This window comes from Limnohabitans sp., assembly GCF_017848645.1.
GTDB lineage: Bacteria > Pseudomonadota > Gammaproteobacteria > Burkholderiales > Burkholderiaceae_C > Limnohabitans_A.
This window is the reverse complement of the sequence record NZ_JAFEIF010000077.1, coordinates 83,788-110,599: the sequence shown is the minus strand read 5'-3', so window position 1 is coordinate 110,599 and position 26,812 is coordinate 83,788. Positions and strand designations below refer to the sequence as shown.

Annotated in this window: 28 protein-coding genes and 1 tRNA gene; 21 read left to right on the top strand and 8 right to left on the bottom strand. The window is 57.1% G+C overall.

Annotated features, from left to right (window positions below; all coding sequences use genetic code 11):
* The first annotated feature begins 21 nt into the window (after window positions 1-21).
* Both QZ190_RS16815 and QZ190_RS16810 read left to right on the top strand, forming a co-directional pair.
* Window positions 22-2,184 carry an FAD-dependent oxidoreductase gene (locus QZ190_RS16815; protein WP_291918730.1) on the top strand — a complete coding sequence of 721 codons (2,163 nt, stop codon included), beginning with the start codon at window positions 22-24 and terminating at the stop codon, window positions 2,182-2,184.
* Entirely contained in the window at window positions 2,181-2,936 is a 756-nt protein-coding gene (locus tag QZ190_RS16810) for a DUF3047 domain-containing protein (protein ID WP_291918728.1), read from the top strand. Before QZ190_RS16815 ends, QZ190_RS16810 begins: the two co-directional genes overlap by 4 nt.
* A 27-nt stretch (window positions 2,937-2,963) precedes the next feature.
* Here QZ190_RS16810 and QZ190_RS16805 read toward each other — a convergent pair whose 3' ends face one another.
* The gene (locus tag QZ190_RS16805; RefSeq protein WP_291918726.1) at window positions 2,964-3,713 is read right to left on the bottom strand and encodes an IclR family transcriptional regulator; all 750 of its coding nucleotides are present in this window, start codon (window positions 3,711-3,713) and stop codon (window positions 2,964-2,966) included.
* Window positions 3,714-3,852: 139 nt separating this feature from the next.
* Here QZ190_RS16805 and QZ190_RS16800 point away from each other — a divergent pair, with 139 nt between their 5' ends.
* From QZ190_RS16800 to QZ190_RS16790, 3 genes are read left to right on the top strand one after another with little or no spacing between them, the layout of a single operon-like run.
* Window positions 3,853-5,127, top strand: coding sequence for a Rieske 2Fe-2S domain-containing protein (locus QZ190_RS16800; protein WP_291918724.1), 1,275 nt, complete (start codon window positions 3,853-3,855; stop codon window positions 5,125-5,127).
* Window positions 5,128-5,160: 33 nt separating this feature from the next.
* Window positions 5,161-6,144, top strand: coding sequence for a tripartite tricarboxylate transporter substrate binding protein (locus QZ190_RS16795; protein WP_291918722.1), 984 nt, complete (start codon window positions 5,161-5,163; stop codon window positions 6,142-6,144).
* A 5-nt stretch (window positions 6,145-6,149) separates the two neighbouring features.
* Window positions 6,150-6,929: an SDR family NAD(P)-dependent oxidoreductase gene (locus QZ190_RS16790; protein ID WP_291918720.1), complete on the top strand. Its 780-nt coding sequence runs from the start codon at window positions 6,150-6,152 to the stop codon at window positions 6,927-6,929.
* Window positions 6,930-6,943: 14 nt separating this feature from the next.
* On the opposite strand, the gene QZ190_RS16785 is transcribed toward QZ190_RS16790, so the two are convergent.
* From QZ190_RS16785 to QZ190_RS16775, 3 genes are all read right to left on the bottom strand, one after another.
* Window positions 6,944-7,020, bottom strand: a tRNA-Pro gene (locus tag QZ190_RS16785).
* A 162-nt stretch (window positions 7,021-7,182) separates the two neighbouring features.
* Window positions 7,183-7,878 carry a response regulator transcription factor gene (locus QZ190_RS16780; protein WP_291918718.1) on the bottom strand — a complete coding sequence of 232 codons (696 nt, stop codon included), beginning with the start codon at window positions 7,876-7,878 and terminating at the stop codon, window positions 7,183-7,185.
* 74 nt (window positions 7,879-7,952) lie between these two features.
* The gene (locus tag QZ190_RS16775) at window positions 7,953-9,788 is read right to left on the bottom strand and encodes a 7TM-DISM domain-containing protein (protein WP_291918717.1); all 1,836 of its coding nucleotides are present in this window, start codon (window positions 9,786-9,788) and stop codon (window positions 7,953-7,955) included.
* A gap of 227 nt (window positions 9,789-10,015) precedes the next feature.
* On the opposite strand from QZ190_RS16775, the gene QZ190_RS18155 reads away from it, so the two are divergent.
* Entirely contained in the window at window positions 10,016-11,086 is a 1,071-nt protein-coding gene (locus tag QZ190_RS18155) for an IPTL-CTERM sorting domain-containing protein (RefSeq protein ID WP_367114248.1), read from the top strand.
* Window positions 11,087-11,185: 99 nt separating this feature from the next.
* On the opposite strand, the gene QZ190_RS16760 is transcribed toward QZ190_RS18155, so the two are convergent.
* Window positions 11,186-12,157: a tripartite tricarboxylate transporter substrate-binding protein gene (locus QZ190_RS16760; protein WP_291918715.1), complete on the bottom strand. Its 972-nt coding sequence runs from the start codon at window positions 12,155-12,157 to the stop codon at window positions 11,186-11,188.
* Between the two features lie 406 nt (window positions 12,158-12,563).
* On the opposite strand from QZ190_RS16760, the gene QZ190_RS16755 reads away from it, so the two are divergent.
* Entirely contained in the window at window positions 12,564-13,622 is a 1,059-nt protein-coding gene (locus QZ190_RS16755; protein ID WP_291918713.1) for an OmpA family protein, read from the top strand.
* Window positions 13,623-14,028: 406 nt separating this feature from the next.
* Here the strand turns inward: QZ190_RS16755 and QZ190_RS16750 are convergent, their stop codons facing one another.
* Together QZ190_RS16750 and QZ190_RS16745 are read right to left on the bottom strand one after the other, a co-directional pair.
* The gene (locus tag QZ190_RS16750; RefSeq protein ID WP_291918711.1) at window positions 14,029-15,486 is read right to left on the bottom strand and encodes a DUF1501 domain-containing protein; all 1,458 of its coding nucleotides are present in this window, start codon (window positions 15,484-15,486) and stop codon (window positions 14,029-14,031) included.
* Between the two features lie 10 nt (window positions 15,487-15,496).
* A complete protein-coding gene (locus QZ190_RS16745; RefSeq protein ID WP_291918708.1) occupies window positions 15,497-17,305 on the bottom strand; it encodes a DUF1800 domain-containing protein in 1,809 nt (602 codons plus the stop codon).
* A gap of 74 nt (window positions 17,306-17,379) precedes the next feature.
* Between QZ190_RS16745 and QZ190_RS16740 the strand changes: the two genes are divergently transcribed.
* The 3 genes from QZ190_RS16740 to ubiA all read left to right on the top strand — a co-directional run bounded on the left by QZ190_RS16740 (window position 17,380) and on the right by ubiA (window position 20,026).
* Window positions 17,380-18,264 carry a VanZ family protein gene (locus tag QZ190_RS16740; RefSeq protein ID WP_291918705.1) on the top strand — a complete coding sequence of 295 codons (885 nt, stop codon included), beginning with the start codon at window positions 17,380-17,382 and terminating at the stop codon, window positions 18,262-18,264.
* Window positions 18,265-18,493: 229 nt separating this feature from the next.
* Window positions 18,494-19,090, top strand: a complete 597-nt coding sequence (locus QZ190_RS16735) for an OmpW family outer membrane protein (protein ID WP_291918700.1) — start codon at window positions 18,494-18,496, stop codon at window positions 19,088-19,090.
* A gap of 84 nt (window positions 19,091-19,174) precedes the next feature.
* Window positions 19,175-20,026, top strand: a complete 852-nt coding sequence (gene ubiA / locus QZ190_RS16730; RefSeq protein ID WP_291918698.1) for a 4-hydroxybenzoate octaprenyltransferase — start codon at window positions 19,175-19,177, stop codon at window positions 20,024-20,026.
* Between the two features lie 33 nt (window positions 20,027-20,059).
* On the opposite strand, the gene proC is transcribed toward ubiA, so the two are convergent.
* Complete coding sequence (gene proC, locus QZ190_RS16725; RefSeq protein ID WP_291918696.1) at window positions 20,060-20,881, bottom strand: pyrroline-5-carboxylate reductase; 822 nt, start codon at window positions 20,879-20,881, stop codon at window positions 20,060-20,062.
* An 88-nt stretch (window positions 20,882-20,969) separates the two neighbouring features.
* On the opposite strand from proC, the gene glpK reads away from it, so the two are divergent.
* The 11 genes from glpK (at window position 20,970) to rplO (ending at window position 26,809) form a co-directional block, all read left to right on the top strand.
* Window positions 20,970-22,472 carry a glycerol kinase GlpK gene (gene glpK, locus QZ190_RS16720; RefSeq protein ID WP_291918692.1) on the top strand — a complete coding sequence of 501 codons (1,503 nt, stop codon included), beginning with the start codon at window positions 20,970-20,972 and terminating at the stop codon, window positions 22,470-22,472.
* Window positions 22,473-22,738: 266 nt separating this feature from the next.
* Window positions 22,739-23,107 carry a 50S ribosomal protein L14 gene (gene rplN / locus QZ190_RS16715; protein ID WP_019427444.1) on the top strand — a complete coding sequence of 123 codons (369 nt, stop codon included), beginning with the start codon at window positions 22,739-22,741 and terminating at the stop codon, window positions 23,105-23,107.
* Between the two features lie 9 nt (window positions 23,108-23,116).
* A complete protein-coding gene (gene rplX, locus QZ190_RS16710; protein WP_062407194.1) occupies window positions 23,117-23,437 on the top strand; it encodes a 50S ribosomal protein L24 in 321 nt (106 codons plus the stop codon).
* A gap of 2 nt (window positions 23,438-23,439) precedes the next feature.
* Window positions 23,440-23,979, top strand: a complete 540-nt coding sequence (gene rplE, locus QZ190_RS16705; protein ID WP_291918687.1) for a 50S ribosomal protein L5 — start codon at window positions 23,440-23,442, stop codon at window positions 23,977-23,979.
* Between the two features lie 8 nt (window positions 23,980-23,987).
* Complete coding sequence (gene rpsN / locus QZ190_RS16700; RefSeq protein ID WP_108365651.1) at window positions 23,988-24,293, top strand: 30S ribosomal protein S14; 306 nt, start codon at window positions 23,988-23,990, stop codon at window positions 24,291-24,293.
* An 18-nt stretch (window positions 24,294-24,311) separates the two neighbouring features.
* Window positions 24,312-24,707, top strand: a complete 396-nt coding sequence (rpsH, locus tag QZ190_RS16695; RefSeq protein WP_291918679.1) for a 30S ribosomal protein S8 — start codon at window positions 24,312-24,314, stop codon at window positions 24,705-24,707.
* A gap of 16 nt (window positions 24,708-24,723) precedes the next feature.
* Complete coding sequence (gene rplF / locus QZ190_RS16690) at window positions 24,724-25,257, top strand: 50S ribosomal protein L6 (protein ID WP_291918675.1); 534 nt, start codon at window positions 24,724-24,726, stop codon at window positions 25,255-25,257.
* Window positions 25,258-25,268: 11 nt separating this feature from the next.
* Window positions 25,269-25,634 carry a 50S ribosomal protein L18 gene (gene rplR, locus QZ190_RS16685; protein WP_291918672.1) on the top strand — a complete coding sequence of 122 codons (366 nt, stop codon included), beginning with the start codon at window positions 25,269-25,271 and terminating at the stop codon, window positions 25,632-25,634.
* A 17-nt stretch (window positions 25,635-25,651) separates the two neighbouring features.
* Complete coding sequence (gene rpsE / locus QZ190_RS16680) at window positions 25,652-26,170, top strand: 30S ribosomal protein S5 (RefSeq protein ID WP_090044609.1); 519 nt, start codon at window positions 25,652-25,654, stop codon at window positions 26,168-26,170.
* A gap of 14 nt (window positions 26,171-26,184) precedes the next feature.
* Complete coding sequence (rpmD, locus tag QZ190_RS16675) at window positions 26,185-26,367, top strand: 50S ribosomal protein L30 (protein ID WP_062407206.1); 183 nt, start codon at window positions 26,185-26,187, stop codon at window positions 26,365-26,367.
* A gap of 10 nt (window positions 26,368-26,377) precedes the next feature.
* Window positions 26,378-26,809: a 50S ribosomal protein L15 gene (gene rplO / locus QZ190_RS16670; RefSeq protein ID WP_108365706.1), complete on the top strand. Its 432-nt coding sequence runs from the start codon at window positions 26,378-26,380 to the stop codon at window positions 26,807-26,809.
* Window positions 26,810-26,812 lie beyond the last annotated feature (3 nt).

Genomic DNA, 26,812 nt, shown 5'->3' with positions numbered 1-26,812 from the left:
GCATCACCGGAGTTTCCCCTCATGCGTTTTCGTCAAATTGTTTTGTTGCTCTTGCTGGCGCTGGTCATCGGTGCGTTTGTGGCGCTGGACCTGGGGCGTTATCTGAGCTTTGAACAGCTCAAGGCCAGCCAAGCCAGTTTTGACCAGCTCTATGCACAGCAGCCTGTGATGGTGGCCGCCGTTTACTTTGGGGTGTACGTCTTGGCCACGGCGCTGTCGATTCCGGGCGCGGTCATCATCACTTTGGGCGGTGGGGCGGTGTTCGGGTTGTGGCAAGGTTTGCTGCTGGTGTCGTTTGCTTCCACGCTTGGTGCCACTTTGGCTTTTTTGGCTTCGCGCTTTGTGCTGCGCGAATGGGTCGAAGCGCGTTTTGGTCAGCGTTTGGCCGACATCAATGCCGGTGTGGACAAAGAGGGCGCGTTTTACCTGTTCACTTTGCGCCTGATTCCTGTGGTGCCGTTCTTCCTGATCAACCTGCTCATGGGTCTGACGCGCATGAAGACCTGGACCTATTACTGGGTGAGCCAGTTGGGCATGTTGGCGGGCACTGCGGTGTATGTGAATGCGGGCACGCAACTGGCGCAGCTGGACTCGGTGCGGGGCATTCTGAGCCCGGCGCTTTTGGGCAGCTTTGTGCTGCTGGGCATCTTCCCCTTGTTGGCGCGGCGTGTGGTGGCGGCCGTTCAAAAGCGCAAGGTCTATGCCCGTTGGGCCAGCGTGCGCCCCAAGACCTTTGACCGCAACCTGATCGTGATTGGCGGTGGCGCGGCAGGTTTGGTCTCGGCCTACATTGCAGCTGCGGTCAAAGCCAAAGTCACTTTGATCGAGGCGCACAAAATGGGCGGCGACTGCCTGAACTACGGCTGCGTGCCGAGCAAGGCCTTGATCAAGAGCGCCAAGCTGGCCCACCAGATGCGCCACGGCGCGAAGTACGGCCTGAGCGACACCGCACCCAGCTTCAGTTTCAAGGCGGTGATGCAACGTGTGCACGATGTGATCAAAGCCATCGAGCCGCACGACAGTGTGGAGCGCTACACCAGCTTGGGTGTGGAGGTGCTGCAGGGTTATGGCAAGTTGGTGAACCCTTGGACCGTGGAAGTGACCTTGAACAACGGCCAGGTGCAGCGCCTGACCGCGCGGAGCATTGTGATTGCGGCGGGCGCACGCCCCATGGTGCCGCCCTTGCCGGGCCTCGATGACGTGGGTTACGTGACCAGCGACACGCTGTGGGACGAGTTTGCCAAGTTGGACGACATTCCGAAGCGCATCGTGGTGCTGGGTGGCGGGCCGATTGGCTGCGAGCTGTCACAAAGTTTTGCCCGTTTGGGTGCACAGGTCACGCAGGTCGAGATGGGCGAGCGCATCATGGTGCGCGAGGACGAAGAGGTGTCTGCGTTGGCACGCGACGCATTGCAGGCCGACGGCGTGCGGGTGCTCACCGGGCACAAGGCGCTGCGCTGCGAGCGCCGGGGTGAAGACAAAATTTTGGTGGCCTCCACACAAGGGAAAGAAGTGGAGATTGTTTTTGACGCATTGGTTTGCGCCGTGGGCCGTGTAGCCCGTCTGCAAGGTTATGGCCTCGAAGACATTGGCGTGCCCACGCACCGCACGGTGGACACCAACGAGTATCTGCAAACGCTCTACCCCAACATCTACGCCGCAGGCGATGTGGCTGGGCCTTACCAGTTCACCCACACGGCCGCGCACCAAGCTTGGTATGCGGCGGTGAATGCGCTGTTTGGCGACTTCAAATCCTTCAAGGTGGACTACCGCGTGATCCCCTGGGCCACCTTCATCGACCCCGAGGTGGCGCGTGTGGGCCTGAACGAACAAGAGGCACAAGCTCAGGGCATCGCTTACGAGGTGACGAAGTACGGCATCGACGACCTGGACCGGGCGATTGCCGACAGCGAAGCCCACGGCTTTGTGAAAGTGCTCACCGTGCCGGGCAAAGACCGCATTTTGGGCGTGACCATCGTGGGCTCGCACGCGGGCGACTTGCTGGCCGAATACGTGCTGGCCATGAAACATGGCCTGGGTTTGAACAAGATTTTGGGCACCATCCACACCTACCCGACCATGGCCGAGGCCAACAAGTACGCGGCCGGTGAATGGAAACGGGCGCACGCGCCGCAAAAGTTGCTGGCTTGGGTGGAGAAGTTCCACGATTGGCGGCGTGGATGAACTCTTTTTTGAAACCTGTCCCCGGGCTGCTGGCGCTGAGCATGGCCTGCGCCAACGCACCTGCCTTCGCACAAAGCTTGTCGCCTTTGGTGCCTGCCAATGGCGCAGCCGCCAGCACTTGGCGCTTTGTGGGCTTTCCCAAGTCCAAGGCCGACATTCCAGCCACCCGCTTCGAGCTGGCCGAGGTGCAAGGCGAGCGGGCCCTGAAGGTCAGCACCCGCGCTTCGTACGGCACTTGGGTGCACGATTTGTCCAAAGCCGAACCTGGTCGCTTGCAATGGCGCTGGCGGCTGGACCAGCCGCTCACCGGTGGCAAAGTCGTAGCCGACATCCTGACCAAAGCGGGTGACGACGCAGCGCTCAAAGTGTGCGTGATGTTCGACCACCCGCTGGACCGCGTGCCCTTTGCCCAGCGCACCGTGCTGCGCATCGCCCGCAGCGTGAGTGGCGAAGACCTGCCGGCCGCAACGCTCTGCTATGTGTGGGACAGCGTGCACCCCGCTGGCCTGCAAGGCGCCAACCCCTACACCCAGCGCGTGCGCTTCATCACGCTGCAAGGCCAGGGTGCGCCTTTGGCCCAATGGCAAACCGAGAGCCGCGATGTGGCGGCTGACTTTGCGAAGTTGTTTGCCGATGAACTGCCCGCCGGGGCCGCTGTGCCCAAAGTGCGTGCGGTGTTGATTGGGGCAGACAGCGACAACACGGGCGCTGAAAGTGTGGGTTGGGTACGGGGCATTCAGTGGCGACCTTGAGGCGCACCCTCTGTGCGGTGGCCCGCTTCAGCTGTGGCCCAAAGCCTGCGACAGGGCCGCGGCTTCTTTGACCAAAACGGCTCCGAACTGCCGCACCTTCGCGTCCTTGAGGCGGGCGCCCGGCCCAAACACGGCAATGGAGCCGGCCACCTGGCCATGGCTGTTGAAAAACGGTGCTGCGATGGCCACAGCCCCTTCGATCAAGGCGTTCTTACTGGTGGCGTAGCCGCGCTTTTTGATTTGGCGAAGTTCTTGCGCCAAACGGATGGGGTCCAGGCTCAGGCCTTCGGCATAACGCTCGATGGCTTCGATGGAGGTGTTGGCATGTGCCAAGATGACCTGGCCACTGGCCCCCAAAACGATGCGCTCTTGGTAACCTACTCCCCGTTTGAAGCTCAGCGCCTGGGGGCTGGGCAACTCGGCAACGCACAGCCGCATGGCGCCTTGTGGCACAAACAAGGCCACGGTTTCCTGGGTGGCGGCCCACACGCGCTGCATGATGGCTTGGCCTACCGCAGACACATTCAGTCCCGATGACCAGACATGTGTGAGTTGCCCCACCGCAGGGCCCAGCCTGAACCTTTGGGGTTCGCCCGAGGACACCACAAAACCCGATTGCACCAGCGTTTGCAGCAAGCGGTACAGCGTGGGACGACTCAAAGGCACCCGCTCCAGCAATTGCGCAGCGCTCAGTTCGTGCTCGTTGACCGAGAACGCTTTCAAAATATCCAAAGCCCGCTCAACGGACCGGACGCCATCGCCGCTGTGGGTGCTCATGCTCAAACCTTTCAAAACCCTGTCAGGTGCGTGTGTATCGATGTGTCCGCCTGATGGACAACATTATCATTTTACGGATAACTGCCCAGTGCACCCTGCCTGCGCCAGTCAACCGTTCAAGCCAAGGAGACGCTTTTTCATGAACAAGGACATGTCTGAAACCCTGACCCGCGTGGGCCCCGGCACGCGCATGGGCAACCTGATGCGCCGCTATTGGGTGCCCGCTTTGACCAGCAGCGAAATCGAGCTGCCCGATGGTCCGCAAGTGCGCATCGAACTGCTGGGTGAAAAACTGCTGGCGTTTCGCAACACCGATGGTCAAGCCTGCATGATCAGTGAGTTTTGTTCGCACCGAGGTGTTTCACTGTACTTTGGCCGCAACGAAGAAAACGGCATCCGCTGCGCCTACCACGGTGTCAAGTTTGACGGATTGGGCCAGTGTGTGGAGGTGCCCTCTAACCCCAAGGCCTGTGCGCACATGCACATCAAGGGCTACCCCTGCGTGGAGCGCGGCGGCATTGTCTGGACCTACATGGGCCCACCCGACAAAATGCCCGAGCCACCCGAGCTGGAGTGGTGCACCTTGCCGGACAGCCATGTGTTCGTGTCCAAACGCCTTCAGTACTCCAGTTACCTGCAGGCCATGGAAGGCGGCATCGATACCGCCCACGTGTCGTATGTGCACCGCTACGAGGTGGACACGGACCCGATGCATCAAGGCGTCAAGGCGCTCGACTACATCAAGGCCGATGGCAACGTGGTGTTTGAAATCGAAAAGACCTCGTTTGGCATGAGTTTGTATGGCCGTCGCATGGGCGAGCCCGACAGTTTTTACTGGCGCATCACCCAGTGGTTGTTCCCCTGGTTCACCATGATTCCACCGTTTGGCCACCATGCTTTGGGTGGCCACGCCTGGGTGCCCGTCAACGACCACGAGTGCTGGGCTTGGAGTATGAACTGGCAACCCAAGCAGCCGCTGAGCGCCGAAGAGCATGAAGCCATGGCTGCGGGCAAAGGCATCCATGTGGAGTACGAGGCCCCTGGCAGTTTTGTGCCCAAGGCCAACCGCGACAACGATTACCTGATGGATCGCAAGGCCCAGCAAGAAAAACGCGCCTACAGCGGTGTATTTGGGTTTTCGGCGCAAGACTATTCCCTGCAAGAAAGCATGGGACCCATTCAGGACCATGCAGCCGAGAAACTGCTGCCCACTGACCGCGCCATCGTCATGGCGCGGCGCATGTTGCACGATGCGGCCGTGGCGCTGGAGCAAGGCATTGAACCCCCGGCGTTGGACGCGTCCGAGCAACATGTTCGGCCTGCGGGCGTGTTGTTACCCAAAGGCGACGACCCCATGGTTTGGGCCAAGGCACACCTGGCCAATGGCCTGGATGAGCCGGTTTTTTCCATCTGACCCTTTGCACCCACCACACCCTCAGGAGACCCCATGACCACATTCCATCGCCGTCAAATCGCTGCCATCGTGCTGGCCACGTTGGGGCTCGCAGCCGCTTCGGGTGCTTCGGCGCAAGAGTGGTCGCCCACCAAACCGATACGGATCATTGTGCCCATCACGGGCAGCACCAACGACGTGCTGGCGCGTTTGATCGCGCCCAAGTTGCAAGAGGTGTTGGGCCAGCCTGTGGTGGTCGAAAACAAACCCGGTGCTGGCGGCAACATTGGCGCTGACATGGTGGCCAAGGCCGCGCCGGACGGTCACACCTTGCTGATTGGTTACAACGGCCCACTGGCTATCAACGTGGGCCTGTTCGACAAAATGCCCTATGACCCGGTCAAGGACCTGGCTCCCATCACCTTGATGGTCAAAGCGCCGCAATACCTGGTGGTCAACCCGGCCTCGGGTATCACCAGCGTCAAGGACTTTGTTGAAAAAACCAAGGCCAGTCCCGCCAAATACTCTTATGGTTCTGTGGCGCTGGGCAGCGCCTCGCATCTGACCATGGAGATGTTCAAGTCGGCCGCCGGGTTTCACATCACGCACATCCCCTACCGAGGTGCGGGACCGGCGGTGAGCGATTTGATCGGCGGCAACATCCAAGCGGGGTTTTTCGTGCCGGGCAATGTGCAGCAGTTTGCCAAAGAGGGACGTCTGAAGCTCTTGGCCACCTCGGGCCTCAAGCGTTTTGCCAGCACGCCCGACATTCCCACCCTCAGCGAATCGGGTTACCCCGACTTTGAGGCCACGTCGTGGATTGGCTTCCTCACCACAGGTGGCACGCCTGCGCCCATCATCGAGCGTTACAACCGCGAAATCGTGAAGATCGTGCGCTCACCCGAAATCACCAAACGCTTGCTCGACATGGAGTTTGAGATCGTGGCCACCACCCCCAACCAGTTCCGCGACTGGATCGGGTCGGAAATCAAGCGTTGGGGCAAGGTCATCAAAGACACTGGCACCAAGGCGGATTGAGCGGCATGGGCCAAGCTCGTTTACAAGGCCAAGTGGCGTTGATCACCGGAGCCGGTTCGGGCATTGGTGCGGCAACGGCGCAAATTTTTGCCCAAGAAGGCGCTTCGGTCTTTTTGGTGGATGCCGATGCGCAGGGTCTGGAGCGCACGCGTGAAGCCATTGTGCAGACCGCTCCCGAGGTCCGTGTGCTGTGCGCTCAGGCCGATGTGAGCGACCCCGCGTTGGCGCTGCAAGCCGTGGCGCGCTGTGTCCAGGAACTCGGGGGTCTGGATATCCTGATCAACAACGCGGCCATGCGCAATTATTCGGCAGCCGCACAAGCGACCGCGGCCGAATGGCATGCGATTGTGGGCGTCAACCTGGTGGGCATCACGAATTACTGCCATGCTGCCTTGCCGCACCTGCGCAGCACGGGCCATGGCAGCATCGTCAACGTGTCATCTTGTTATGCCGTCAAAGGGCGCAAAGGCATGGCCCTGTACGACGCCACCAAGGCTGCCCAGTTGGCCTTGACCCGGTCCCTGGCGTGTGAAGAGGCGGCGCATGGCGTTCGTGTCAACGCGGTGTGCCCCGGCTCAACGCTGACAGATTTCCATGTGGGACGCGCGCAGAAAATCGGCAAGAGCGTAGAGCAACTCAAGACCGAACGCAAGGACACATCTTTGCTGGGTCGTTGGGCCACACCGGATGAGATTGCCTGGCCTATTTTGTGGATGGCTTCTTCGGAGGGATCGTTCATCACCGGCAGCACCTTGGTGGTGGATGGCGGGCTGCACGTCATCTGATCAAGAGGGCCAGCTGGTCGGGGTGAGAGGATTCGAACCTCCGGTCTCTACGTCCCGAACGTAGCGCTTTACCAGACTAAGCTACACCCCGATTTCGGTGTAAAAATTCTAGCAAAGCTTGAACTGTGGATCGTGCTCAGGCTTTGAGCCGGTAATCGGAGCAGAGTGCGGGACAATGCTCAGACGGCTGGCTTGACTCTACGGACGCACGTCGGAGCGCTTGCGAACTTGGTCTGTGGCATCGTCAAGACCACTATTGCAGCACCACCGACACACACAAGCTGTACCCCACCTTGTGCAAGGCCTTGACAGAGGGCGATGGTGCGCCGACAGCTGACAGCTTTTTGCGCAGGCGCGTGATGCGCATTTCCAGCATCGCGACAGACAAATCGGCGACGTCTTGCCCGCCCACAATTTCAGCAAGTTGCCACCGTTCCAGTTTCTGACCTGGCGCACGCGCTAAAGCACTCAAAATCAAGGTGTCGCTCGCCGTCAATTCGACTCTGCCATCGGGACCGCTCAGGCGCATGCCCGTCAGGTCGAGCACCAAAGTATCGTGCTGCTGTCTGGATGTGCGCAGGCGTTTGCCCAGCGCATTCACGCCAGCCATCAGCTCGTGCGGATGAACGGGCTTGGTCAGGTAAAGGTCGGCGCCGCACTCATAGCCGATGACTTTGTCGCCAATCTGGCTGCGCGCCGTGGTGATGACAATGCCCACATTGGGATGCGTCGCCCGCAACCGCCGTGTCAGGCTCAGGCCATCTTCATCGGGCAGATTCAAGTCAATCACATAAACATCGGGCAAAAAATCGCCCGTCTCATCGTCGATGTCTTCGGCCATGGGCACGCCACGCACATCATGGTTTTGGCGTTGAAGAAAAGCCAACGTGGCTTCACGCAACGCATCGTTGTCTTCGACCACCAAAATCTTGAGGGCAATATCATCCATGCGTTGTGTGCTCAATGGGGTCCGTGTGCAATTTAATTATCTTCTGGGCTGAAAGCCTTCAAAGCTAACCACACCTAACGCAAAGAGAAATTTTCAGGCAGCCAGATGCTGAAGACAGCCCGGTTAGATTCGGCTCTGTACTGAATGTTCCCCTGCATCAGATCCAGCAAGCCGTTCACCAAAAACAAGCCCAAGCCCGAACCCGACAAGCGACGCGCCTGGGGACTTCGGTAGTATTTTTCAAACAAACGCTGGGCATCGGGCAGCCCAGCCGACCCGGCATGGCTCTCGATCTGCCAGCGCCAGCCTGATCGCTCGCCTTGTTGGGCGCTTTGCAAAGTAACTTGAATGGGCTTGTCCAAAGCGCCGTATTTGCAAGCGTTGTCCAGCAGATTGCCCAACACGATCGACATCATTTGCGCATCGGTGTGCAAAGATCCGCCTCGATCGGCCACCTTCAGTTCCACCCTTTCAGGGCTGCGGCAACTGCTGATGCAATTGCGTGTGAGCAACTCGGCATCCACGGCTTGTGGCAAAGCTTGCAAGCCTTGATCGGCCAGCTGCCCCGTGTGTACACAGCGTTCAATCACCTGGTTCATGTCGGCAATGGCGCGTTCCATGGTTTCGGGTTTGAGCTGACCGGCTTCCATCCACATGCGCAAGGTGGCCAGCGGTGTTTTCATCTCGTGCGCCAGCATGGCAAACAGCTGGCTTTGTTCTTCGCGCTGCCGTTTTTCGGCACCGGCCAGCTGCTGGCTGCTTTGCAGGTCTAGGGCCGTCTGCATTTGTTCCTTGCGCAATGCATTGGCGCGGATTTGCAACATGACAAACATGACCAGACCGTCCAGCACCGTGTGTGCAAGGCTGCCAAACAACACGATGGGCTTGGCTTCGATCCAACCCAAATGGATGAGGCTGGGCAATGAGTTCAATGTGCCGTAAACCACCATGTAAATCAGCAACACCTGAATCGGTATGGCTTGTTTGACCCGCTGGGGATACGCGGTCAGAAGGACAAAAATCAACAAGCCAAATCCCAGCACCACCATTTTGTTGGCCAGGGCCAGCATCAGATGCGTCTGGTCCAGCCATTGCAAAAAAGGCAACATTACTGCCACGCAAGCCAAGCCGTGTATGGCCGTCAATGCGAACTCAGGAGGTCGATAGCCCTGGATCAGTTTGCTGAAGAACCAAAGGGTCACACCGATCAACACAATGAAAACCGTGGATGCCATCGTCGTCAACACGCCCTCGGACAGCCACGGACCGATCACCACACGCGCAAAGCCCCAAATGAAAAAAGCCCAGGCCGCAGCGAAAAGCTGTTTCAGCGCAAACGCCCCTATGACAGTTTCGCGCGTCACCCACCATTGAGCGCATGCCCAGAGGGCAAAAATGATGGAGCAAACCATCGCAAAACCCATCAGCCATTCCTGCAGGCGATTGAGCTGCTGCGCCTGGCCGTAGGGCAGGACCTCCACATGCAGGGTACGGGCACTGGTGGTACGCAGTTGCAAGTAGACCGTGCGTTCGTAGGGCAGAGGTGGTATCTGAAAGGTGAAATTGATCGAAGCCAGACCATCGTGATCTGGTGGCAGTGCATCTCCGGTTCGCAGTACTAGACCAGCGCAAGGATCGTACAGCGTCACATAGTCCAGAAATGCAGGTCGAACCCGCACCACCCAAGGGGTGCGGGTTTCCTGCGGTGCCGCGTTGAGCACCAGGCGCACCCAGACCGTCTCTCTACCAAAGCCCCAGCTTTTCCATTCAGGCAATGGCACCCAATCGGTGGTGTTTTGCACATCCTGCAGGCTTGCCTGGCCGCTCGCATCCATCCGCCATGCCTGGGATTGGATCAGCGGGGGCTTTTGTTCGACGTCGGGTGCCTGGCATCCTGTGAGCAGCAGCATGACAGCCCATGGAATCAGCCAAAGCCTGCAGAGGAGACCGAATGAGCGGAACGACATGACGTCAGGGTGACAAAGACGGGGTGGGTTAATCGTGTGAACTGTACTGGATGGTTTGTTAGAAATTGTTATTTTTTATGAATTCGGTGATTTAAATTATCAAGGACTCTATACGCAATGTCCGACAAATCTTTGTTGGACTGTGCAGGGCAGCACAACGAAAGATACCCATGAAACCTTCACTGTCTTCAATATGGTTCGCAATGGACAGCAGAGCCTTGTTAGCAAACTTCAATAGGGCGATCAAGCGCTTTGCGCTGCTTCTGACCGCTTCAATTGCATTACAGACCGTCGCGCAGGCAGCAACGGTCACCATTCTTCCCTCCCCTCCAGGTGCCAAACGTTCCGCCTCCGAGGGACTGGCAGGCTATACGACCGAAAATTTTGATTCGTTTAGCACCGGCTCAATCGCCAACGAAAACACAGGATCCTCTGCAATTGGCAACTGGCTGGCCACGGGCTCTGGGATCTCCGTTGGAGACGGCAGCGGCAATGCCATTCTGGACAATAAATTCATCGGTACAGGAACCAACAGCTCCGTCACATTTACTCTGACCACGCCGAGCCGGTACATCGGGTTTTACTCTATTTGGGTCAGTGGCGGTAATACATGGACCTTCTACGACTCCAGCAACAGCGTCATCGCCACGTTGGACTCCTCCAGCATGGTGAATCTGGTAGGAACAAAGGCCCAGAACAAAAGCGTATTGGCTTCGGATGGCCAAACATATGGCGGTGCCAGCTACTACGCCACAGGCCAGACTGAGCCCAGTTTTTATGTGAACCTGCAGCTGGATGACCCCAACCTGTATTTCACCAAGGTGGTTTTTTCCAATGGGTCTTCAGGCGGGAATGAATTTGACAACGTCACGACCTCTGCAACTTACATTCCACCTTTGTATACGGTGAGTGGATCAGTTTCAGGTCTTGGGTCCGGTAAGTCGGTAGTTCTGCTGAACAATGGCGGTAACAGCACCACGGTCAATGCCAATGGCAGTTTCACGTTCAGCACGGCCATCAACAGTGGCAGTGCCTATGCCGTGACCGTTGGCACCCAACCTACAGGCCAGACCTGTGCCGTGACCACGGGCAGCGGCACCGCAACAGCCAATGTAACTGGCGTCTCGGTCACCTGCACCACCAACCCACCCACAGCCATTCCCACGTTGTCCGAATGGGCCATGCTGTTGTTGGCCAGCTTGTTGGCGATGTTCGCGATCCGCAGGATTCGCCCTCAGTGACCTGATCACTGCAACTTGAACAAAACCCACCTTGGCAACTCGGTGGGTTTTTTCATGGTCGGATGCAGGTCTGCCGTTGCGTGGAGGGCAAACCCAAGCTCAATCGGCAGAAACCCCCGCCTTGCGGATGACAGGCCCCCATTTGTTGATCTCGGCTTTCAGGTGGTCTTCCAGGCCTTTGGGGGTCATCTTGTCGACCGTTGGGATTTCTGAGCTGAGTTCGCCCAGGCGCTGGACGATCGAAGGCTCGGCCATGGCAGCGCGCATGGCGGTGTTGATTTGCGTCAGCACCGGCGCTGGCGTGCCTTTGGGGGCGTACATGCCGTGCCAGACCTTCACTTCAAAGCCTTTTAGGCCTTGCTCGTCGAGTGTGGGCACATTGGGCAATGCGGCCAGACGCTTGAGCGTGGTCACACCGAACACTTTGACGCGGCCGTCTTTGATCATGGGCACCGTTTGTGTGGTCTGGTCGCACAGCACATCCACTTGGCCACCGAGCAGGTCGTTCATGGCGGGGCCAGTACCCTTGTAAGGGATGGTGTTGATGTTGACGCCGATGGCACTCTTGAACATCAGGCCGCACAGGTTGGACACCGCGCCCAGCCCGGCATCGGCCAATGAAACCTTCTTTTCGTTGGCCTTGATGTAGGCGATCAATTCTTGCAGGTTGTTGGCGGGAATGTCCTTGCGGGCAATCAGCGTCATCGGCACATCCAGCACCTGGCCGATGTATTCAAAATCGGTGAGTGGATCAAAGCTGAGTTTCTTGTAGAGCGCTGGCGATGTGGACATGCCCATGTGGTGCAGGAAGATGGTGTAACCGTTCGGTGCGGCGCGTGCGACCTTGGTGGCTCCCACGGTGCCACCTGCGCCGTTGACGTTTTCCACAACGACCGATTGGCCCAGTGACTTGCCCATGGGGATGGCCATCATGCGGGCCACCACATCGGTCGGGCCGCCTGCCGCAAAGGGCACGACCAGGGTGATGGGTCGGGTGGGAAAGTTCTGGGCGTGCGCAGCTGTACATGCCAATGCCACAGCACACAGTGTCAAACGGATGGTGGTTTTCATGGGGTCTCCTGATGTTTAAAAAGCGCCCGTCGGGAATTGCGAACTGGAAGGAGGCTATGGGTGCATCGGGTAACGGGCGCGCAATTTTTTCAATTTTTCATTGTGAGTCAATACCGGAAAAAGGCCATCCGTGTTTGCGTAAGGCGGCCTTTTTCAAAGCCAAAGGACCAAATCCATAAAGTTCGGGCAAACCCTCTTGACGTCAAGGCCTCAGGGGTTGGGGCGTACCCATCGCAGACTTGGAGTTGTCGCAAGATCTACTTAAATACGAGTCATCTCAAAGCCATTTAGCCGCCAGAGTTTTGATGAATTTATCATTAATATGAAACCAATAATTTAATACAATATAAATACCAGAGTACTCCAATTGGCTGATGTACTTGGGTTGCTGATGTTCATATGATCTTTGAACATACTGGATTCAAAGACCTTTTCTGATCTGTTGACAAGCAATTCACAGCCCTTTTCTAAAGACAACCATCGAGCAGTCCTGCTGAGAACCATGCAAAGAATCAAAATTTACACAACCCTGTTCACCGGACTGTTTCTGGCGCTATTGGGCGCATCTGTTTCACAAGCGCAAACCAGTGTCACGACCAATCAAGCGGGCGTCAATGCCAGGATTGATGTTTTGGGTGGTGTTTTTACACCGCTCACGAACATCGGGGCCAATCAAAGTCGCATCGTTGTTTATCGCGCCTTCAACACCCAGCAGTTGGCAGGTGCGACGGGTGTCTTCATTCAAGGCCAGTACCACACATCCCTGGTGCCCGGTGGGTACAGCCAACTTTGCCTGCCGCCCGGCCAATTCGAGGTTGGCGCACGCCAATTCCGAGTGGGGCAAAGTGCGCGGGACAACTATGATTCAGTCACGGCCATTGAAATGCCTCCTGCCCAAACTCAATTCCTGACCGTTGTGGAATCCTCTGGTCGGCCCGTCATGAAGCCTGTGACGGCTGCACAAGCACTGCAAGAGTTAGGTGCAACCCGACTTCAAATACACACAATTTCCAGAGTGACCCAGGCCCAAAGTTGTGTGGCGGTTGCTGCTCCTGTTGTGGCACCAGTTATACAGCCAGAGCAATTCATTTTGTCGACCGATACCCTGTTCGCGTTCGGTCGATCCGATCTGAATGGTTTGACGGCTTCAGGGCGTGAGTCATTGGACATGCTCACGGCGCGGATACGCAAAGACTACGTTCGTGTGGACAGTATTCATGTGGTGGGTCATGCAGACCCGCTGGGTTCACCAGAGTTCAATGAGCGTTTGTCGGTTAACAGAGCCAATACGGTGCGTCAATATCTCAAAACCACTGGCCAAATTTCCGCTCCTTTGACCTCCGAGGGTAAAGGTGCTCGCCAGTTGGTCGAGACCCGCTGCGCCCGCCAGCCAACGAGTGCAGCCATTGCATGTAACCAAGCGAACCGCAGGGTGGTCACGGAGGTCACCGGGCTACGTCGATGATGGGGAAACTCCTGAGCTGGCACTTGCGGGCAAAAGATTCAAATCAGTTTGAATGACCAAAGTCAGAGGCTCAGGATGACCCTTGATGCTTGACGAGGTGAATTGAGCCAGGAGCACGTGGCCTTGGGTGAGGTCGGTGACCAGCCCAGTGCAAGGATTTCAACTCCTCCTGTACGTCAGTAGCGAGTTGTTGACGTCTTCCTCAAATCAGAAAAATTCGACATGTTGGATTTTTCAGCACTTGCGTCGGCCCGTGTTCAATAAAGGTCGCATCGCAGAAGTTACCGATGGTGAGGTCACCATGAGCCAGAAAAGAAATCACGGGAAACCATGAAGAGGTCTGAAAAAACACTTGAAAGTAGTTTGATAACCTCAATAAAGGGCGGTGGGATGTGATTCAGTGGCCTCAGAAATACCCTAGATCACTTGGGTAATCTGGGCGACCCGCTTGGACTCCAAAATTTTTGAGGTTGGGCAATATCCAACCCAAATCTTGCTCTGGAACGCCAAACCAACGTGCCAGTGTGGCCGCGAACTGATCGGTGGATGTGCGTGGCAGCAAGCGACCTTGACCAACATGCCATTGGTCCTCGGCTGAATTGCTGTCGCTGGCACTCACGGGAGGGGCTTCGCCGTAAAACTGGGCTCCCTTGAGTCCCCCGCCCATCACAAAATGGTGTGAACCCCATCCGTGGTCTGAGCCATCACCATTGGAGGTGAGGGTTCGACCAAAATCAGAAGCCGTGAATGTGGTGACTTGATCAGATACGCCCAGTTCTTCGGTGGCTTTGAAAAATGAAGTGAGTGCTGTGTCGACCTCACGAAGCAGGCCGGGTTGTTTCGAGACAAGGTTGTCATGCAAATCAAAGCCGCCAATGGACACCATGAAAACCTGACGCTTGTTGGCCAAGGACTGACGCGCACCAATCAGGCGTGCAACCATTTTGAGTTGATTGGACAGGTTGTTGTTGGTGAAGCCTGTGCGCAGTTGGACACGGGCGATGGCATTGCTGACTTTCGACTCGGCCACGAGTGCCCGCTTCATGACGCTGGTGTAAGCATTTTGCAAAACGTGGGGAGAGGGCTGTTGGATCAGCGCCTGGAAGGCTTCACGCATGTTGGCGTTGGGCATCATCCAGTCTTGAGGCTGCAAAGCTTTGACGGGAATGGCACCACTGGCGCTGCATTGGTATTGGAGCGCCTGGTTCCCTGAAAGAAACACACTGTTGCCGGTGATGGAAATACAGGTGAACAGGGAGTCGGTGTTGTTGGACATGACTTGATCGCCCAAGCGACCACCCCAGCCTACAGTGGAGCCCTCGGGAGAAAGGGATTGCCAAACGGACTGTTGGTCATTGTGAGAAAACAATTTGGGGGGCAGTGGGAAGCGCTGCGTGTTGCCGCTGTTGTATTGCGCACGCGTCAAGGGAACGACCAAGGGGCCCACGTTCAATTGAACGGCGGCTTTGCCGTCGTTGAAAAGTTGCGCCAGTCCGCCCATGCTTGGATGCAGGGCATAAGCGCGTCCATTTGGAAGCGCTTGGTGCGGTCGCAACAGAGTGGGTTGTAACGCTTCTTTGGAAATCACCATGTTGCCCGCAGCGCTGCCGGCTCCAGCCGCACGAATGCGTGCGTATTGCGCATGGCTGGCATCGTCATAGGTCATGACCGTATTGGCGTAGTCATTGCCGCCATACAGAAAAACGCAAACCAGTGCCTTGTAATCGTTGGCGGTTGAGGCGGCAGCCTCCCCCATGGCGGCCAAGTTCAGAGCCATGGGGGTGCTGACGCCCGCCAGGCTCAACTGACCCATGCGGTGCAAAAAAGTGCGCCGACTGTGGTGATGTTGAATGTCGTTGTTCATGGCACGTCCCTTAGCGCTGGATGAGATAGTCTGAACTGCACATCACAAATAAAAGAGCACGGGACACATGGTTGCGCAGCGCGTTTTCAGGTGCAGAAACGGAAACACTTTCGTTGCGCAGAGCATCGGTGATGTGCCCCACAGTTTGCGTAGACACCTGACCCGCACACAGCAACAAATTCAGATGCTGTACCAATGTGTCGGCGTTATCTGTCAAACCATACTCAAACCCGTAGTCCGGCACGATGTCAGGGCCGTCGGTTGAGGTTGGATCTTTGGGATTGCCGGCCAGTTCAGGCGCTCTGACCCAAATGCCTCTTTGCAAGATGCTTTGCAGGTAATTGATGTAAGAAGACACGGTACTTTCATTGACCAATTGGAACTCAGGCGCTGTAGAGCCTGTTGCAGCCATGGGAGTCGATGGCGGCACATAACCTGGCCTGAAAAAGTTGAAAACGGATGGCGCTTGCAGTGGGCTTTGGGCCAGTGATTCCACAGCCGACCACGTGGGTGCACCCATTTTCCAGGTGTTGCGCGTCGATTTGACTTTGAAGGTATGCGCCCATTGCGCAATCCTCACCATGGGTTCGCGCAACTTGCCGAAGGTGTTGGACTTGAGCGATGCAGCGTCAAGCGCTTCTGGGTCGAGCAATATCGCTTTGAAGACGGCGGCCAAATCGCCTCGGACGCCTTGGCCATTGTTGTTGAAAATTTTGGCTACTCGAGCAACATAAGCGGGACTGGGGTCGCTCGTGACCAGGCGTTGAATCATTTGCCTGCCGAAAAAAGGACCCACATTGGGATGGTTGAACAAGGTGTCCAAGGCCATTTGAAGCGACGCAGTCCCAGATGTGTTGGCCGGGATTTCCTTGCCCAAAAATGACTTGACCCCGGGCGAATGCAGGCCCTCAACAAGTCGCATGGGGCGGCGAGTATAGCCAATGGGAAGGATGTCAAAAAATGGCGGTACGGGACTTTTGAACTTCGGGCCATCTTCATCTAAGACATAGCCAGTAAAGACGCGTGCCAATTGACTGACGTCTTGCTGGGTGTAGGTCTCAAGCGCCTGCCCGTTGCTGCCCATTTTTGGACTTCCATCGATGTTGAGCTGTGTCAAGCCAACGGTGAACAGCTGCATGACTTCGCGGGCGTAGTTTTCATCAGGTTGGCGTCCTGAGCGCGCGTCTTCTTTTTGATTGCCGAGGGTGTTCAGAAATGAGCCCATGGCATTGGAGAGTGTCACCGCTTCCAGCAGTTGCCTGAAATTGCCAAAAGCATGCTGACACAAGATGTCCCAATAGTTCGCCATGGCAAAGCCCGGCCAATTGAGCTGAATACCTTGGTTGGACACCACGAAAAATTCCGATAAGGCCAGAGCCATGCGGCGTCGTACTTGGTCTGGTGAGGCCATGATCTGATACCAGACCATGTAATTGGTCGGTTGATCGTTGAAGAAAAACTCGTTTTGATCAACGGCATCGTAGCCTTTGGATTTCAACCAGTCCCAGCCGGAAAGACTGGAGGGTAAAGCCATTTGCTTGTTCAGCCAGCCTTCAAACCCCAATCGTTTGACTTCGGTGATTTCTGCATAGGAAGTACCAAATTGGGCATGTAACAAAAAACGAGCTGCTTCTCGTTGGGTGGGTGTGCCCGCAGGCTCTGATGCCACATTGGGGGATTGACCACCACCACCGCAAGAGGCCAGAAATGCGAGCAATCCGAGAGGAAGAATCGTGTGTCTGTGTTCATCCGCCAGGGTGGATAAACTCGGATTGTTGATCGGATGGCTCGTGGCCAGTTGTTCTGGGGTGGTGTTCATGTGTGATTCGAGCGGGCCATGAAATTTGAAATGATTCTAGTCTTGATAATAAAAAAAGTCCCAAAAGCATCAATATGACCAATCAACGCAAAATGTGGATGTGGCTAACAGCCATCTATTTCGTGGTGACCACTTGGGGTCATCTGGCCTTTTCCATCTGGTTGGTCAGTGAACGGCAGGGCCCTTGGGGGCCCTATGCATTCAAACAGGCGGTGCCTTATGTGGCCTTCTTGGGGGCCATGCTTTTGATCGTGCATCTGTGGCGGGTGTACCGGCAATCAGAGCCCACACAACGCCGTCAAATGATGTGGTTTTGGGCGATATGGGCCGCTTGCGTCTACGCTGTAGATGCATGGTTGACCTTCACTGTCAACGAATATGCGCATTACCCTCAATATGCACTGTTGGCCTGGATGATGGCCAAGGCCTGGGATCCCGATGGTGAGCAAGGGATGGCTGGATGGATTTTGCTGAGTGCCACGTTCTTGGGAACGGTGGATGAAGTGGCCCAATACTTGTGGATCACTCGCGCGTACAGCAATTACCTGGATTTCAATGATTTTTTGGTCAACCTGTTGGCTGTAGCTGCAGGCGTTCAACTGCGAGGTGTGCGCAGGGTGTCGACTTCGGCCAAGCGAACTTTTTACACGGGCTGGTGGGTGCTTGGCGGACTTGTCTTGTTGTTGTCATTGGCTTTGACGACAGGCCGGGTGTCAACGATGCCGCCTTCAAACATCCAGGTGCCACCTGGTGGGATGGTGTGTCAAGCACCTTCAGATTGCGTGCTGTATTTGCAGCGTAGTCCTGAATTTTTCAGCAGTTGGCAACCAGGCCCTCATCGGGGGCGGCATTGGGTTCTGTCGCCACTGTGGGGCACGGCTTTGATGTTGGTGACCGGTGCTGTGCTGGTGACTTTGCTGCGAGGAAAGTGTGACGACGGTCGGATGAAAACGCCTTAGTCGCAAATCCTTTGGACATCCAATTTCGATGGACATCCCAAGGACGCGTGTTTGTCTGTTATCAATCACACAAGGTGCCAAAAACAGACACGTGCATTTGACAACGCTCAAAGGCAAGTGCCTGTGCGCAAGTGGCGCGGTGTCATTTGATGTGGGGCAAATGTGCGCAGACTGTGATCCATTCCAATGAAATGGAGAGGCGTTTCTCTCGTTCATAAGGAATGTCAATATGAAAAAACACGTTGTGATGGCGGCGATTTTGGCAGCGGGCTCAGTGACTGGGGTGTTTGCCCAGGCATCTGGAGAGAGTCCCTGGATGGTTCGCATTCGATCGGTACACCTGGACAGCAGCAACAAGGACTCAACACCCTTGGGCTTGTCGATCAACAACAAGACTTTCGGTGAGGTGGACGTCACCTACTTCCTGAGCCCGAACTTGGCAGCCGAACTGGTCTTGACCACCCCACAAAAGCAAACGGTTTATGCCAATGGCAGCGAAATCGGGTCTTTCAAGCATTTGCCGCCCAGCTTGCTGTTGCAATACCACTTCACCGACCAGCCAGGGATCAAGCCCTATCTGGGCGCGGGCATCAACTACACGCACTTCAGCGATGTGGCTTTGCCTGCGGGGGTGAGTTTGGACAGTCACAGTTGGGGTTGGGCGTTTCAAGCCGGACTGGACATACCGCTGGATCGCAATTGGTCCATCAATCTGGATGTGAAGAAGGCTTACATCCGAACCGATGTTTATTCGGTCGGCAGCAGCATCGGGCGTTTGAAGGTGGACCCCGTTTTGTATGCGGTCGGCTTGGGTTACCGTTTCTGAGTGCAGGTGATGCCGTTTGCGGCCGGGCCAATGGCTTGAGTCCGCAGGCGAGGCCTCACAGGATGGGGGACGGATAATTCGTGGATGACTGACCGACTCAAGCTTTACCTGGACCTGATCCGCTGGAACCGACCTGCCGGCTGGTTGTTGTTGTTGTGGCCCACTTTGTCGGCCTTGTGGGTGGCGGCTGACGGCTTCCCGGGCTGGCATTTGGTGGTGGTGTTCACGCTGGGTACCATCCTCATGCGCAGCGCTGGCTGTTGCGTCAACGATGTGGCCGATCGCGAGTTTGACAAGCATGTCAAACGCACGGCCCAGCGTCCGGTGACCAGCGGGCGTTTGGGTGTCAAAGAGGCGCTGGGTTTGGGGGTGGCGCTGGCGCTGCTGGCTTTTGTGCTGGTGCTCAGCACCAACCGCGCGACGGTGACCTGGTCATTTGCGGCATTGGCCGTGACCTTGGTTTATCCCTATGCCAAACGTTTTGTGTCCATGCCTCAGGCGGTGCTGGGGGTGGCCTTCAGTTTTGGAATTCCGATGGCATTTGCAGCGGTCCAAAGCGAAGTGCCGTTGCTCGCTTGGGCTTTGCTTTTGGGCAATTTGTTCTGGGTGTTGGCGTACGACACCGAATACGCGATGGTGGACCGCGATGACGATCTGAAGATCGGCATGAAAACCTCGGCCATCACCTTGGGCCAATGGGATGTGCTCGCCATCGCGGGCTTTTACGCGGCCTTTTTGATCCTATGGGCGTTGCTGCTGGACGCACCTGTGCGCGGCGCTTGGCTGTGGGCGGGTCTGGCGGGAGCGGCCGCGCAGGCGATGTGGCATGTGTGGTTGATCAAGGACCGCAGCCGCGAGGGTTGCTTCAAGGCCTTCAGGTTGAACCACTGGCTAGGCTTGAGTGTGTTTGCGGGCGTGGCCTTGTCTTACACCTGATGTCCCGACCAGCAGCCAGGGGCTGGCCCGCGTTCAGGCTTTGCCAAACTCATCGCCCAATTCGCGGGCGCGTTGCTCAGCCGCTTGCATGGCTTTCACAAAAGCGGGCTTGATGCCGGCCGCCTCCATCGCGGTGAGGGCCGCATAGGTGGTTCCGCCTTTGGACGTGACGCGTTGGCGCAGCACCTCGGGTGATTCGGTAGAAGCTGCAGCCAGGCTGGCCGCCCCCGAAAACGTGGCCACCGCCAGCTGATAGGCCTGTTCGGGGCTCATACCCATGCCAACGCCCGCTTCGGTCATGGCTTCGAGGAAATAAAACACATAGGCTGGACCGGACCCCGACAAGGCGGTCACGGCGTCCAGCTGCGACTCCTGTTGCACCCAGATGAATTGTCCGGTGGTCCCAATGACCTGCTCCACCAGTGTCTGGTCTTGCGGGGTGACCGATGGGCAGGCAAACAAGCCGGTGATGCCCTGGCCCACCAGAGCCGGGGTGTTGGGCATGCAGCGCACCACCCGATCGGTGCCGACCCAGCGGGTAATGCTGTCGGTGCGGATGCCCGCGGCCACCGACAGGTGCAAGGCGGCGCGGGTGTGGGGCATGACCGGGGCAGCGGCTTCGCTGAAGACTTGCGGTTTAACCGCCCAGACCACCAAGTCCGCTCGGGCCAGGGCTGCGTCTGCGGCGGGCAAGGCGGTGATGCCAAAGTCCTTGTGCAGCTTGGCGGCGGTGTCGGCAAAGGGTTCGATCACGGTGAATTGATCGGGCCTCATGCCTTGGCGGATCAGGCCGCCAATGATGGCGCTGGCCATGTTGCCGCCGCCGATGAAGGCGATGTGGTGTGAGGTGGTCATGTCGGGTGTCCCTTGTGTGTCTGATGCAGATGGTCAATCGGGGAATTGTCGCTGTTTGTGGGGGTTGCTTTGCGCTAATCTAGTGCACATGGATTACATGCTTTCAATAGACCAAGGCACCACCAGCTCAAGGGCGGTGGTGTTTGACCGTGCAGGCCAGGTGGTGGCCATGGCACAACGCGAATTTACCCAGCATTTCCCACACCCGGGGTGGGTGGAGCACGATGCCACCGAAATTTGGCAAACACAATTGGCTGTGCTGCGCGAGGTGCTGGGGCGGGCGTGCATCACTGCTCAGCAGATCCGCGCCATGGGCATCACCAACCAGCGCGAAACCACCGTGCTGTGGGATCGCCAAACGGGGCAGCCGGTGGCTCCAGCCATCGTCTGGCAGGATCGCCGTACTGCCGGGTTGTGCGAGGACTTGCGCGCGGCAGGCCACGATGCGGTCATCGCCGCCAAAACCGGCTTGGTACTCGATGCTTATTTTTCGGGCACCAAGCTGGCCTGGTTGCTGGACCATGTACCTGGCGCCCGGGCGCGGGCCGAACGGGGCGAATTGGCCTTTGGCACGGTGGACAGTTGGCTGCTGTGGCAGCTGACGGGCGGACGGGTACATGCCACCGAGCCCAGCAACGCCTCACGCACCCTGCTGTTCAACCTGAAAACCGGGACATGGGACGAGGACATGCTGGCGCTGCTGAACATTCCGCCTGCGGTGTTGCCCCGGATCTTGCCCTCTTGCGGCCAGCTGGCCGAGACGGATGCGCACCTGCTGGGTGCCAGTGTGCCGATTGCAGGCTGGGCGGGCGATCAGCAGGCAGCCCTGTTCGGGCAGGCTTGTTTTGCCCCTGGCATGGCCAAAAACACCTATGGCACGGGCTGTTTCATGCTGATGAACACGGGCGATCAACCGGTGGCCAGTCACCACCAATTGCTCAGCACCGTGGCCTGGCAAGGCCCGGGGGCGGCGCATCGCCCCATGGCCTATGCCCTGGAAGGCTCGGTATTCATGGCCGGTGCCACGGTGCAGTGGCTGCGAGACGGATTGCAGATCATTGACAGCGCAGCCCAGGTTGAAGCCTTGGCGGCCAGCGTGCAGGACACGGGTGACGTCTTTTTGGTCCCTGCTTTTGCTGGATTGGGTACGCCCGATTGGGATGGTCAGGCCCGCGGGACCTTGGTGGGCATGACCCGGGGGACAGGTCGGGCGCACATCGCCAGAGCTGCCTTGGAGGCCATTGCCTTGCAGACGGGCGACGTCTTTCGGGCCATGAGCGCCGACAGCGGATTGGCGCTGACCGAGTTGAGGGTAGATGGCGGTGCCAGCAAAAACGACCTATTAATGCAGATCCAGGCGAATGTGCTGGGTGTGCCGGTGGTGCGCAGCCGCATCAGTGAGACCACGGCGCTTGGGGTCACGTATCTGGCGGGGTTGGCTACCGGCTACTGGTCAGACGCTGGGGAGCTGTCGGCCCAATGGCAAGAAGAGCGGCGATTCTTGCCACAATGGCCAGAATCCAAAAGGGCAGCCTATGTGTCGCGTTGGCGTGAAGCAGTCACCCGCTCTCGCGCTTGGGCTAAGGGTTGAAGCCCAGCCATGGCGTTGGCACTATCACGCCAAGAAGAAGGCCTGCAGCCGTGCCAAGCTGTAAAGAAAGCAAAAATTTTCACGAGCAGCTTGCGCGGCGCATTTTTTACAGGCATAATAGTGTGCTTCGCCTTATAAAAGGCTTAGGTATCTGCCCAAACTGAAGCACAGCGAGTGGTTTGCTGTGTGAATGACGGGTCCAAGACTGATTCTTATATGTTGGCTTTTGGGCTGGCAGATAAAGAATACAAGTTGGGAACAAAGAAATGATCCAGACAGAATCTCGGTTGGATGTGGCCGACAACACCGGCGCCAAGTCCGTGCTGTGCATCAAGGTGCTCGGCGGGTCCAAGCGTCGCTATGCAAGTGTTGGCGACATCATCAAAGTGAGCATCAAAGAAGCCGCTCCACGTGGTCGCGTCAAAAAAGGCGAGATCTACAGTGCTGTGGTGGTTCGCACTGCCAAGGGCATCCGCCGTGGCGATGGCTCGCTCATCAAATTCGATGGCAACGCCGCTGTGTTGCTGAACGCCAAGTTGGAGCCCATCGGCACCCGCATCTTCGGCCCGGTCACGCGTGAACTGCGTACCGAGAAGTTCATGAAGATCGTGTCCTTGGCCCCTGAAGTACTGTAAGGACGCGCCATGAACAAGATTCGCACAGGCGACGAGGTCATCGTCATCACAGGTCGTGACAAAGGCAAGCGCGGCAAAGTGTCGTCGCGCGCCAGCGACTCGCACCTGCTGATTGACGGTATCAACATCGTCAAAAAACACGCCAAGCCAAACCCTATGAAGGGCACAACTGGTGGCATCATCGAAAAGGCCATGCCGATTCACCAATCCAATGTGGCGATTTTCAACGCTGCAACTGGCAAGGCTGATCGCGTGGGCATCAAGTTGCAGGCTGACGGCAAACGCGTTCGCGTTTACAAGTCCAGCGGCGAAGAAATCAAGGTGGCATGAGCATGGCACGTTTGCAACAACTCTTTCGCGAGAAAATCGCTGCTGACCTGACAGCCAAATTCGGCTACAAGTCACCCATGCAGGTGCCTCGCATCACCAAGATCACCTTGAACATGGGTGTGTCTGAAGCTGTGGCCGATAAGAAAGTCATGGACCACGCTGTGAGCGATCTGACCAAAATTGCAGGTCAAAAACCTGTGGTCACCAAGGCCAAGAAGGCGATTGCGGGTTTCAAAATCCGTGAGCAGCAGCCCATCGGTTGCATGGTGACCCTGCGTGGCGTTCAGATGTATGAATTCCTGGACCGTTTCGTCACCGTGGCATTGCCCCGCGTGCGTGACTTCCGTGGTATTTCCGGCCGTGCCTTCGATGGCCGTGGCAACTACAACATCGGCGTCAAAGAGCAGATCATTTTCCCTGAAATTGAGTACGACAAGGTCGATGCCTTGCGCGGTCTCAACATCAGCATCACCACCACGGCCAAGTCTGACGAAGAGTGCAAAGCGCTCTTGGCAGCTTTCCGCTTCCCCTTCAAGAACTGAGGTGCCACGTGGCTAAAGTAGCTTTGATCGAGCGCGAGCTCAAGCGTGAAAAACTGGCAGCCAAATTCGCGAAGAAATACGCGGAATTGAAGGCCGTTGCCAATGATTTCAAGCGCAGCGATGAAGAGCGTGCAGCTGCCCGTCTGGGTCTGCAAAAGCTCCCACGCAACGCCAACCCGACCCGTCAACGCAACCGCTGTGAAATCACCGGTCGCCCACGCGGTACGTTCCGTCAATTTGGTCTGGGCCGCGCCAAGATCCGTGAAATGGCCTTCGCCGGTCATATCCCGGGCGTGACCAAGGCCAGCTGGTAATCGGCAGGAGATAACAACATGAGCATGAGTGATCCCATTGCCGATCTGTTGACCCGCATTCGCAACGCACAAATGGTGGCCAAGGCTGCTGTGATGGTGCCTTCTTCCAAAGTGAAGGTGGCCATTGCCCAGGTGCTCAAGGATGAAGGTTACATTGACGGCTTCCAAGTCAAAACCGAAGACGGCAAAGCCGTTCTCGAAATCGCCCTGAAGTACTACGCCGGTCGCCCAGTCATTGAGCGCATCGAGCGCGTGAGCCGCCCTGGCCTGCGCGTGTACAAAGGCCGTGATGCCATCCCACAAGTCCAAAATGGCTTGGGTGTCGCCATTGTCACCACACCCCAAGGTGTGATGACCGACCGCAAAGCGCGCGCAGCCGGTGTCGGTGGCGAAGTGCTGTGCTACGTCGCTTAAAGGCAGGAGAGACTGAATGTCCCGAGTAGGAAAAATGCCTGTGACCATCCCCGCTGGCGTGGATGTGTCGATCAATGCAACACAAATCAGCGTAAAAGGTGCAGGTGGTCAATTGGCCATTTCCGCCAACATGCTGGTAACCGTGAACAACGAAGGCGGCAAGCTCAGCTTTGCGCCTGCCAACGATTCACGTGAAGCCAATGCCATGAGCGGCACCATGCGTCAGCTGGTGAACAACATGGTCACTGGTGTGACCAAAGGCTTTGAAAAGAAGCTGAACCTGGTCGGTGTGGGTTACAAAGCGGCAGCCGCTGGCGCCAAACTGAACCTGGCCGTGGGTTATTCACACCCTGTCAACATCGACATGCCTGCTGGCATCACGGTGGCCACCCCAACCGCGACCGAAATCGTGATCAAGGGTGCTGACCGTCAACGTGTTGGCCAAATTGCTGCTGAGATCCGTGCTGTTCGTCCTCCTGAGCCTTACAAAGGCAAAGGCATCCGTTATTCGGATGAGAAGATCACGATCAAAGAGACCAAGAAGAAATAAGGAGCTGCATCATGTTGACCAAGAAAGAGCAGCGTCTGCGTCGTGCACGCCAAACACGCATCCGCATTGCACAGCAAGGCGTGGCACGTTTGACCGTGAGCCGCACCAACTTGCACATCTACGCCAGCGTTATTTCTGGTTGTGGTACCAAAGTGTTGGCAAGTGCCTCCACCGCCGAAGCCGACGTGCGCACAGCACTGGGTGCAGCAGGCAAAGGCGGCAATGCCGCAGCAGCCACCGTCATTGGCAAGCGCATTGCTGAAAAAGCAAAAGCTGCTGGCGTTGAGAAGGTCGCCTTCGACCGCGCAGGTTTCGCTTACCACGGTCGTGTCAAGGCTTTGGCCGAAGCAGCCCGTGAAGCAGGTCTGCAGTTCTAAACGGATCGGAGTTACAAATGGCTAAATTTACAGCAAAACCGCAGAGCGACGGTCCAGAAGACGGTCTGCGCGAGAAGATGATCGCGGTCAACCGCGTGACCAAGGTGGTCAAAGGCGGCCGTATCCTCGGTTTCGCAGCCTTGACCGTGGTCGGTGATGGCGACGGCAAAGTCGGCATGGGCAAAGGCAAATCGAAAGAAGTGCCAGCAGCTGTGCAAAAAGCGATGGAAGAAGCCCGTCGCAACCTGGCCAAAGTCCACCTCAAAAATGGCACGATTCACCACGCCGTGAACGGTCACCACGGCGCAGCCCGCGTCATGATGGCACCAGCTCCCAAGGGTACCGGCATCATTGCTGGTGGTCCTATGCGTGCTGTGTTCGAAGTGGTGGGCATTACTGACATCGTGGCCAAGAGCCATGGTTCGTCCAACCCTTACAACATGGTTCGTGCCACCTTGGACGCATTGTCCAACTGCACAACAGCCTCTAACGTGGCTGCTAAGCGCGGCAAGTCGGTTGAAGAGCTGTTCGGCTGAACCGGAGAACGAACATGACAACAGCAACTACTGTGAAAGTCCAACTGGTTCGCAGCCCGATTGGCACCAAAGTTTCCCACCGCGCCACAGTGCGTGGCTTGGGTTTGCGCAAGCTGAACTCTGTGAGCGAGTTGCAAGACACGCCCGCAGTGCGCGGCATGATCAACAAGATCAGTTATCTGGTCAAAGTTCTCTAAGAGGCTGATGATGGAACTCAATAGCATCAAGCCCGCAGAAGGCTCCAAGCATGCGCCACGCCGAGTTGGTCGTGGCATCGGCTCCGGCCTGGGCAAGACTGCAGGTCGCGGTCACAAAGGTCAAAAATCCCGTTCGGGTGGTTACCACAAGGTGGGTTTCGAAGGCGGTCAAATGCCTTTGCAGCGTCGTTTGCCCAAGCGCGGATTCAAGTCACAAACGCTCAAATACAACGCTGAGATCACCCTGACCACGCTGTCGCGTCTGGACATGGCTGAAGTCGATGTTTTGTCTTTGAAGCAAGCTGGTCTGGTGGCGCACATGGCCAAAGTGGTCAAAGTCATCAACACCGGTGAGTTGACCAAGGCTGTCAAGCTGACAGGCATTGGCGCAACTGCAGGTGCCAAGGCAGCGATTGAAGCTGCTGGTGGCTCCGTGGCCTGAACC